Below are 9,387 nucleotides of genomic sequence, written 5' to 3'. Positions count from 1 at the left end.
GGGTTGCAAAGCGATCCGGGTGTTCGAACCCGACAACATCGGCCCCGCCCTGGAAGACGCGAAGAAGCTGATGGCCGAACACCGCGTCCCGGTGGTGGTCGAGGTCATCCTCGAACGGGTCACCAACGTGTCCATGGGTCTCGAGATCGACAACATCACCGAATTCGAAGAACTGGCCACCTCCGCCGCAGACGCGCCCACGGCCACGGCGCTGCTGGACTGACGCCCCCATGCCACGCGTGCTGATCGCCTCCGACAAGTTCAAGGGCTCGCTGACCGCCGCCGCGGTCGGACGCGCCACCGCGGCCGGAATCCGGGAGGTACTGCCGGATGCGGCGATATCCATCGTCCCGGTCGCGGACGGCGGCGACGGAACCGTCGCCGCCGCGCTGGCCGCAGGATTCACCGCCGTACCGGTGACGGCCGCCGGGCCGACCGGGGAACCGGTCGACACGGCTTACGCCCGGCGCGACGACCTGGCTGTGGTGGAACTGGCGGATGTCTCGGGGCTGGTCCGGCTGCCCGGCGGGGATTTCGCGCCGATGACCGCGACCAGCCGCGGCACCGGCGAGGTGATCGCCACGGCGATCGCGGCGGGCTGTCGACACGTGGTACTCGGCATCGGCGGCAGTGCGGGCACCGACGGCGGCGCGGGACTGCTGCGCGCCCTCGGTGCTCGTCTGCTCGATGCGGACGGTGCCGAAATCGAGGACGGGGGTGCGGCTCTCGCGCAGGTCGCCACCCTCGACCTCACTGCTTTGCGGGAGCGAACAGCCGGAGTCGAGTTCACCGTCGCCTGCGACGTGGACAACCCGCTCCTCGGCGCTCGCGGCGCGGCGGCCGTCTACGGACCGCAGAAGGGCACGGACGCAGCACAGGTGACCATCCTCGATGCGGCACTGGGTCATTGGGCCGACGTCGTCGCCGCGACCACCGGTAGCGATCTGCGCGACTCCCCGGGGGCGGGCGCGGCCGGCGGCGTCGGCTTCGCGGCCGTCGCCGTGCTCGGGGCCCGGCTGGCGCCAGGTATCGAATTGGTCCTGGACCTGGTCGATTTCGACCGAGAGCTGGCCGGGGCCGATCTGGTCGTGACGGGCGAGGGCACGCTCGATGAGCAGACCCTGCACGGCAAAGCGCCCGCGGGCGTCGCGGCGGCAGCCCGCGCGGCGGGTGTGCCGGTGGTCGCGGTGTGCGGACGGAACACGCTGCCGGAGTGGCGATTACACGAGGCAGGCGTCACCGCCGCGTATTCGCTGCTGTCGATCGAGCCGGACGTGCGGCGCTGCCTCACCGACGGCGAGGTGCTGCTGCGGCGGCTCGGGGCGCGGATCGCCACCCGGCACCTGTCATAACCGCACGCTTTCCGGTTTCGCGCACCCGGCTCCGGCCCGCAGCGGTGCGCGAAAACCGTTGCGCCCCGGCTCACTTGCTCAGGCGCGCACCGATCGTGTGCGCCGCCTCGCGCACCGCGGCGCCCCAGGCCGGCTCGGATTCGGCCGTCAGCCTGCTGATCGGCACGTTCACGCTCAGGCTCGCGATCGGCTTCGCCGCGCCGTCCAGGACCACCGCCGCCACCGCGCCGACATCGGAGCGCCATTCGCCGCGGTTCACCGCGAATCCGCGCGTCTTGATCTCGGCCAGCTCCGCCTGTAGCGCGTCCGGATCGGTGATCGTGGTGTCGGTGTAGCGCGGCAGCTCACCGGCCACCAGCTTGCGCACGGTATCGGGATCGCTGTGCGCGAGTACGGCTTTGCCGTTCGCGGAGGCGTGCAGCGGCAACGAATGCCCCAGCGCCATGTTGGTGCGCACCGGCTTGTCGGTCTCGAGCCGCTCGATCAGCACCATCTTGCCGTCCTCGGGGATGGTCAGGTGGATGGTCTCCTCGGTGTGCCTGCGCAGGTTCTCCATGATCGGCAGCGCCACACCGCGCAACCCGAGATCGCCCCCGGCCCGACTGCCGACCGCCAGCGCCTTCGTGGTCAGCACCCACCGGGTGATCTCCCCGGACGCCGGGCGAATCCACCCGGCCGTGTCCAGGGTGACCAGCACCCGCTGCACCGAACTCTTGGGCATATCAAGCACTCTCGACAATTCGCCGACGCCGATCGGCTGCCGGGCCGCGACCTCCTCCAATACCCGCAGCGTGTTGAGGACATTGCGCAAAGTCTTGACTCCTCTATCTCACATCCCTACCCTTGCTGAACCTTCTCACGGCACAGTGTGCCATAACCCGGCACAGATTGGAAATAGATGTGATGACCGCGCACAGCGGACGGCATTTCCTGCAGATTCCCGGACCGACCAACGTCCCCGACCGGGTACTGCACGCCATCGCGCAACCGACCATCGACCATCGCGGACCCGAGTTCGCCGCACTCGCGCTCGATCTCCTGCGCCGGCTCAAACCGGTGTTCGGCACCGGCAACCCGGTCGTCGTCTATCCCGCCTCCGGCACCGGAGCCTGGGAGGCAGCCCTGGTCAACACCCTGTCCCCGGGCGATCGCGTGATCGCCTTCGAGACCGGTCATTTCGCGAGCCTGTGGCGCGACATGGCCGAACGCCTGGGCCTGATCGTCAATTTCGTGCCGGGCGACTGGCGCCGCGGCGCAGACCCGGCGGCCCTGGCCGAACGGCTCGCGGCCGACACCGGGCACGAGATCGCGGCGGTGATGGTCGTGCACAACGAGACCTCGACCGGTGTCACCAGCCGGATTCCGGAGATCCGCGCCGCCATCGACGAGGCCGACCACCCGGCGCTGCTGCTGGTCGACACGATCTCGTCACTGGGCTCCATCGACTACCGGCACGACGACTGGGGCGTCGACGTGACGGTCGCCTGCTCCCAGAAGGGGTTGATGCTGCCACCCGGACTGAGTTTCAACGCGATCAGCGACAAGGCCCTCGCGGCCGCGACGACCGCGCGACTGCCGAAGTCCTTCTGGGACTGGACACCGATTCTCGACAACAACGAGCGCGGCTTCTACCCCTACACCCCCGCGACCAACCTGCTCTACGGCTTGCGCGAAGCCCTGATCATGCTCGAGGAAGAAGGGCTGCCGAACGTTTTCGCCCGGCACCGCCGGCACGCGGCCGCCACCAGGGCCGCCGTCCACGGCTGGGGCCTGGAGGTGCTGTGCACCGACGCGCGGGAGTACTCCGGCGCGTTGACCGCCGTGCTCCTCGGCGCCGAGTACGACGCGGACAAGGTGCGCCGAATCATCCTGGAGCGCTTCGACATGTCGCTCGGCACCGGGCTCGGCAAACTCGCCGGACGCGTCTTCCGGATCGGCCACCTCGGCCACTTCAACGATCTGATGCTCGCGGGCACGCTGTCCGGCGTGCAGATGGGCCTCGAGCTGGCGGGCGTCGCCGTCGACCCCGCCGGGTTGCCCGCCGCGCTCGCGGTGCTACGCGCCGAATAGCCCCCGGCGCGCGCCGAATCTGTTCTCGCCACGTCCCTTTCGCTCCCAGCTGGGCCCCCGCTTCGACAGCCTCCTGCTCGACTCTCGATGCTCCGCCACGAGCGACTCTCGCCCGGCTCCACCACGAGCCGGGATCCGATATCCACCGGCGCCGATCGCGTCGGTCACCTACGAGGAGGTAGGTCGTTGTCCGAGCGGACCTCTCCCATCCGGCGTTTCTCCGAAATGAAGCGCTGGACCTATATCTTGCCGGTCGTCGTCTTCATCTACGTCATCTGTTATATCGACCGAACCAACATCAGTTTCGCACTCACCCATCTCGAAGCCGATATGGGGCTCACCAAGGCGCAGCAGGGCCTCGCGAGCGGCATTTTCTTCTGGGGCTACCTGCTACTGCAGATCCCCGGCGGCTACATGGCCGAAAGATGGAGTGCCAGAAAGTGGATCGCGATCCTGATGGTGCTGTGGAGCGTGGCCGCGATGGCCCAGGGCTTCACCAACTCCGTCGGCCAATTGCTGCTGGCCCGATTCCTGCTCGGGGTGGCCGAAGGCGGTGTGCAGCCCGCGCTGATGGCGACCATCCGGTCGTGGTTCCCGTTCGCCGAACGCGGCAGGGCCTACGCGATTTTCAAGCTGTACACCCCCATCGCGGCGATCGTCGCCGCACCGTTCTCCGGCATCCTGCTGACCTACACGGACTGGCGCTGGATGTTCATCATCCAGGGCGGCGCGCCGCTGGTCGTCGGGCTCATCGCCTGGCTCGCGGTGATTCGCGATACACCGGCCAAGGCGGGCTGGTTGTCGAAGAACGAACGCGACTACATCGAACGTTCCCGGCTCGAGGAAGGAGAACCGTTGCAACACCGCGGCACTTTCAAGGCCGCGTTCACCAGCCGGATCGTGTGGCACTTCGCCCTCATCTACACCCTGACGCAGATGGGCTTGCTCGGCCTCACCCTGTGGCTGCCGAGCGTGTTGAAGAAGGCGTTCCACACCGATATGAAGGTGGGTCTCGTCGCGATACTGCCCCAGCTCGCGGCGGGCGTGGCCATCATTCTCATCGGCCGGTCGGCGGACAAACGGGGCGGGCATATCGCGCACATGTCACTGGTTCTCGGCTCGGCGGCGATCATTCTCGGTGGCGCGAGTTTGATTTCACCGCAACAGAAGTGGCTGGTACTGGGCGCGATGATCCTGGGCACCGCCGCCTCGATCGCCTGGTACGGCCCGTTCTGGGCGACGGTCACCAAGCTCGTTCCGGTGGCCGCCGCGGGCGCGGGCTTGGGGCTGATCAACGGCGTCGGTAATCTCGGCAGCTTCTTCGGACCGTATATCGGCGGCTGGCTCAGCGATCTCAGCGGTGGCGGATACGCACTCACCCAGGCCTTTTTCGGCGGGGTGTTCGGCGCCGCCGCGCTGCTCGTGCTGACCCTGCGCAAGAAGTTGCGCGAGGCAACGCAATCGGCGGTGGTCGAACCCGTCCCGGTCGAAACGGCCCGGATCGAGCCGGCGCAGCAACCGGCATCGGATCGAGCCCCGCTCGTCTGAGTACCACGGCGGCCGGTTCCGTGCGCGGGCCCGGCCGCCGTGTCCCCCTTCGGCGAACTCTCCCGGATCCAGAAGGAATCCCCATGAACTCCCCCACGATCGACAGCGCGACGGCCGACGTGTCGGCCCGCTTGGAGCGCGCCCTGCGCGAAACCCTCACCGGTGAGGTGGCTTTCGACGACTACAGCCGCCACATCTTCTCCCGCGACGCGAGCATGTATTCGATAGTGCCTGCGGGCGTGGCCTTTCCCCGCGACGCGGACGACGTCGCCGCGGCGGTGCGCGCGGCGGGCGAACTCGGGGTGCCGGTCGTGGCGCGCGGTGCGGGCACGAGCCTGGCCGGGCAGACCATCGGGCCCGGTCTGGTACTCGACCTGTCCCGGCACATGAACCGAATCGTGCACCTCGACCCGGTGGCCCGCACGGCGCTGGTCGAGGTCGGAGTGGTGCAGGACCAGCTCAATCAGGCCGCCGCCGCCCACGGCTTGATGTTCGGGCCGGACACCTCGACCAGCAACCGCGCCACCATCGGCGGCATGATCGGCAACAACTCCGCGGGCAGCGGCTCGCTGACCTACGGCATGACGATCGATCACGTGCGGGCGCTCGACGTGGTGCTCGCCGACGGCTCCCGGGCCAGGCTGGAATCGGTCGACGAGCTCGAGCGCAAACGTCGCGCCGCCGCGCGCACCCTGGAAGGCCGGATATACCAAGAGCTTTCGGATCTCGTCACGGCCAACGCGGACATCATCGAGGCCGGTATGCCGGCGTTCTGGCGCCGGGCGGGCGGGTACCGACTCGACCGACTGGTGGGTTTCGGCGCCGAAAAGCCCTTCGACCTGGCCAAATTCGTGGTCGGCGCGGAAGGCACGCTGGTGATCGTCACGCACGCACTGGTCGACCTGGTGCCCAAACCGGCACGGACGGTCTACGCCGTCGGCCACTTCACCGACACCGTCAGCGCGATCGCCGCCACCACCGACGCGCTGAGCTGCGACCCGAATCAGGTCGAGCTGATGGACCGCACCATTCTCGAATTGTCCAGGCAGAAGATCGAATACGCCGAACTCGGCACGATCCTCGTCGGCGATCCCGGTGCGCTGCTGTTCGTCTCGTTCAGCGGTGACGACGAGACGCGCCTGGTCGCCGAGCTGGACCGGCTGGAGGCGCTGTGGCGGCGCAACGGGCACGGCTATCACACGCTGCGCGCCGTCACGCCCGCCGATCAAACGGCGTTGCTGAAAGTCCGCAAGTCCAGCCTCGGGTTGCTGATGGCCGCGGGCGAAGGCACCCGCCGCCCGCTCGCCTTCGTCGAGGACACCGCGGTGGACCCGGTGCACCTGGCCGAGTACACCAGGCGGTTCAAGGAGATTCTCGATGAGCACCAGATGCAGGCAGGGTTCTACGGTCACTGCTCGGTCGGCTGTTTGCACATCCGTCCGTTCGTCGACCTCACTCAGCCCGACGAGGTGGCCAAGATGCGCACGGTCGCCGAGGCGGTGCAGAAGCTCGTCGCCGAATACGGCGGGGTGAACTCCAGCGAACACGGTGACGGCCTGGCCCGCAGCGAGTTCAACCGCGAGATCTTCGGCGACGAGCTGTACGAGGCGATGCGAAAAGTCAAGCGGCTCTTCGATCCCGGCAACATCATGAACCCCGGCAAGATCGTCGACGCACCGTCGATGACCGAGAATCTGCGCGACCGCGACGCACTGCCGCCGGCGCCGCCGCTCACCACCGCGCTGAAGTTCGAGGTCGTCGGCGGCATGCGCGGCGCGGCGGATCGCTGCATGAACATCGGCCTGTGCCGCAAAGCCACCACGGGCGTGATGTGCCCGTCCTATATCGCGACCAAGAACGAGGAGCACGCGACCCGCGGCCGCGCCAACGCACTGGTGAAAGCCCTTTCCGCGCCGGATCCGCACGCCGCGCTCGGCGACGAACGGCTGCACGAGATCCTCGATCTGTGCCTGATGTGCAAGGCCTGCAAGAGCGAGTGCCCGATGAGCGTGGACATGGCCTCGCTCAAAGCCGAGACCCTCGCGCACCATCACGAGATCCATGGAACACCCTTGCGCTCCAGGGTTTTCGGTTCGATCCGGGCGCTCAACCGGCTCGGCTCGGCGACCGCGCCGCTGTCGAACCTGCCCGGCCGGATCGGTTTCGCGCGCCGGATGATGGATCGCACGCTCGGTATCACCGCCGCTCGTCCGCTACCGGTGTTCCAGCGGGCCAACCTGATTCGCGGCTTCCGCAAGCATCGGCGGGCCGCCCCGGCTGTTCCCGCACCGCTGGGCACCGTCAACTGGCTGGCCGATTCCTTCACCACCTACACCGAACCGCACATCGGCATGGCGGCCGTCGAACTGCTGGAACTGGCGGGCTGGCGGGTGGAACTCGCGAGCGGCGGATGCTGCGGCCGTTCCAGCATGTCCAAGGGCTTGCTCGACGACGCCCGGAAAGAGGCTGCGGGACTGATCGATTCGCTCACCGCGCACACCGAGCCGGGATCGCCGATCGTCGGGTGTGAGCCCTCGTGCTTGTTCATGCTGCGCGACGAGCACGCGGCACTGGTGCCGGACGTGGACGCGGTGCGCGCGGTCGCGGCCCGGGTCAAACAGGTGGAGGAATTGCTGGTCGAGGCGATCGACGCGGGTCGGCTGTCGCTGGGCGACGCCCTGGCCGGTCGCCGGATCGTCTTCCACGGGCACTGTCACCAGAAGGCCGAGGTAGGCACGGCCGCGACGATGGCACTGCTGCGGCGGATCCCGGGGGTGCAGGTCGAAGAGATCAACTCCGGCTGCTGTGGCATGGCGGGCTCGTTCGGCTTCGAATCGGAGCATTACGAAACCTCGATGGCGGTCGGCGGCGATCGGCTCTTCCCCGCCCTCGCCGCGGAACCGGACGACACGATCGTGGCGGCGACCGGAGTGTCGTGCCGGCAGCAGATCTTTCACGGCGCGGGGCGCACCGCCTGGCACCCGGTCGAGCTGGTGCGCGAAGCACTGGCCGGGCCGGCCGACGAATAGGAGACAACATGCGTATCGTCCGCTATTCCCGCGACGGCCACGCCGCGCGCGGGGTCGTCATAGGCGATGTGGTGCACCACCTTTCGCCCGACAACGAGCCCGGGGCGGCGGTCGGCCCGCTGGCCGAGCAGAGCTTGCTCGCCCCCTGTGAGCCGCGCACCATCGTGTGCGCGGGCAGCAATTATGCGGGCCAGATCATCGAGAAGGGCAGGCCGTGGCCGCAGCGCCCGTCGCTGTTTCTCAAGGCCCCCAACGCCGTTACCGATCCGGACGCGACCATCCTGCGGCCCGCCGAGGTGCAGCGGCTGGAGTACGAAGGCGAACTGGCCGTCGTCATCGGGCGCACGGCGCGTGACGTGCCCGCCGATCGGGCCGCGGACTACATCCTCGGCTACACCTGCGCCAACGATGTCACCGCGGACGATTGGCGTTCCGACGGCCAGTGGGCGCGGGCGAAAAGCGCGGACACCTTCTGCCCCTTGGGGCCCTGGATCGAGACCGAGGTTTCCGATCCGTCGGCGCTGCATCTCGTCACCCGCCGCAACGGTCAGGTGGTCCAGCAGGCCGCGGTGGCGGACATGGTCTTCGGTGTCGGCGCACTGCTGTCCTTCGCCACCCGCTGGATCACCCTGCGTCCCGGCGACATCCTGCTCACCGGCAGCCCCGCCGGGGTCGGGCCGATGGCACCCGGCGACACGGTGGAAATCGAGATCGCCACGATCGGCACCCTCCGCAACACCGTCGCGGACCGGCTCTCGGCCGAACACCGCGGTGGCTGAAACACTGCGCCGGGCGCGCGGCAGAGGGGAACATCCGCACCCCTTGCAGGTTCCCGCACCCCGACTTGCCGCACGACACACCGGGTCTCGCGTCAGAAAGGGTGCGGCTACGCAAGCGCCGGGGAACCTCAGTCGGTGGTGGCCAGGTCGATGCGAATGCTCAGCAGGTTGTTGCCGAACAGCCGGACCCCGGCGCTGTTGCCTTTCGGCAGCTGCTCGAGCAATGCGACGGGGTCGTGATCGGGCAGCAAATGCGCTGTTCCCGAATGCCACTTCCCCTTCAAACGCAACCGAACCTGGTTGTTCACCATGATGTTCCGCACGTACTGCGACCGTTCCCCGAACTCGGAGACGAGCCAGAACGACCCGTCGATCATCCGCCCGCCGATGGGCGTGATCCGCGGCGCCCCACTCACCCGCCCGATGGTCTCCAAGAGTTCCTGCTTGGGCATCCGGACTCTGATCGGATTGGCGATCCGCCGCTGAATAACATTGACTATCTTCTGTTTTCGATCAACCACGTTCGCCACCCCCGGAGAGTAGCATCCCGTGATGGCGCCGCGGGTGTGCGGCCGCGACGAGCGGCAAAGCCACCGCGAACGTCGACAC

7 protein-coding genes and 1 pseudogene are annotated in these 9,387 nt (G+C 68.2%); 6 read left to right on the top strand and 2 right to left on the bottom strand.

What is annotated here, in order from left to right:
- Positions 1-223, top strand: a pseudogene (locus tag NVU01S_RS41510) (glyoxylate carboligase); the annotation flags it as partial.
- A 7-nt stretch (positions 224-230) separates the two neighbouring features.
- Positions 231-1,352: a glycerate kinase gene (locus NVU01S_RS41505; protein WP_043682198.1), complete on the top strand. Its 1,122-nt coding sequence runs from the start codon at positions 231-233 to the stop codon at positions 1,350-1,352.
- A 70-nt stretch (positions 1,353-1,422) separates the two neighbouring features.
- Here NVU01S_RS41505 and NVU01S_RS41500 read toward each other — a convergent pair whose 3' ends face one another.
- Positions 1,423-2,163, bottom strand: a complete 741-nt coding sequence (locus tag NVU01S_RS41500) for an IclR family transcriptional regulator (protein WP_043682195.1) — start codon at positions 2,161-2,163, stop codon at positions 1,423-1,425.
- Positions 2,164-2,255: 92 nt separating this feature from the next.
- Here NVU01S_RS41500 and NVU01S_RS41495 point away from each other — a divergent pair, with 92 nt between their 5' ends.
- From NVU01S_RS41495 to NVU01S_RS41480, 4 genes are all read left to right on the top strand, one after another.
- On the top strand, positions 2,256-3,422 hold the full coding sequence (locus NVU01S_RS41495; protein WP_043682191.1) for a pyridoxal-phosphate-dependent aminotransferase family protein: 1,167 nt from the start codon (positions 2,256-2,258) through the stop codon (positions 3,420-3,422).
- A gap of 186 nt (positions 3,423-3,608) precedes the next feature.
- Positions 3,609-4,970, top strand: coding sequence for an MFS transporter (locus tag NVU01S_RS41490; RefSeq protein ID WP_167829469.1), 1,362 nt, complete (start codon positions 3,609-3,611; stop codon positions 4,968-4,970).
- Positions 4,971-5,053: 83 nt separating this feature from the next.
- On the top strand, positions 5,054-7,999 hold the full coding sequence (locus NVU01S_RS41485) for an FAD-binding and (Fe-S)-binding domain-containing protein (RefSeq protein WP_043682189.1): 2,946 nt from the start codon (positions 5,054-5,056) through the stop codon (positions 7,997-7,999).
- Positions 8,000-8,007: 8 nt separating this feature from the next.
- Positions 8,008-8,778, top strand: a complete 771-nt coding sequence (locus tag NVU01S_RS41480) for a fumarylacetoacetate hydrolase family protein (protein ID WP_043682186.1) — start codon at positions 8,008-8,010, stop codon at positions 8,776-8,778.
- A gap of 128 nt (positions 8,779-8,906) precedes the next feature.
- On the opposite strand, the gene NVU01S_RS41475 is transcribed toward NVU01S_RS41480, so the two are convergent.
- Positions 8,907-9,308, bottom strand: coding sequence for a nitroreductase/quinone reductase family protein (locus tag NVU01S_RS41475; protein WP_043682180.1), 402 nt, complete (start codon positions 9,306-9,308; stop codon positions 8,907-8,909).
- Positions 9,309-9,387: the final 79 nt, after the last annotated feature.

Source organism: Nocardia vulneris (assembly GCF_001613425.1).
Taxonomy (GTDB): domain Bacteria; phylum Actinomycetota; class Actinomycetes; order Mycobacteriales; family Mycobacteriaceae; genus Nocardia; species Nocardia vulneris.
This window is presented reverse-complemented; position numbering and strand designations above follow the sequence as displayed.

What these genes read in the sequence shown, in the direction of transcription:
- NVU01S_RS41505 (WP_043682198.1), top strand. Translation starts at nt 231, where the DNA reads ATGCCACGCGTGCTGATCGCCTCCGACAAGTTCAAGGGCTCGCTGACC.
- NVU01S_RS41495 (WP_043682191.1), top strand. Translation starts at nt 2,256, where the DNA reads ATGACCGCGCACAGCGGACGGCATTTCCTGCAGATTCCCGGACCGACC.
- NVU01S_RS41485 (WP_043682189.1), top strand. Translation starts at nt 5,054, where the DNA reads ATGAACTCCCCCACGATCGACAGCGCGACGGCCGACGTGTCGGCCCGC.
- NVU01S_RS41480 (WP_043682186.1), top strand. Translation starts at nt 8,008, where the DNA reads ATGCGTATCGTCCGCTATTCCCGCGACGGCCACGCCGCGCGCGGGGTC.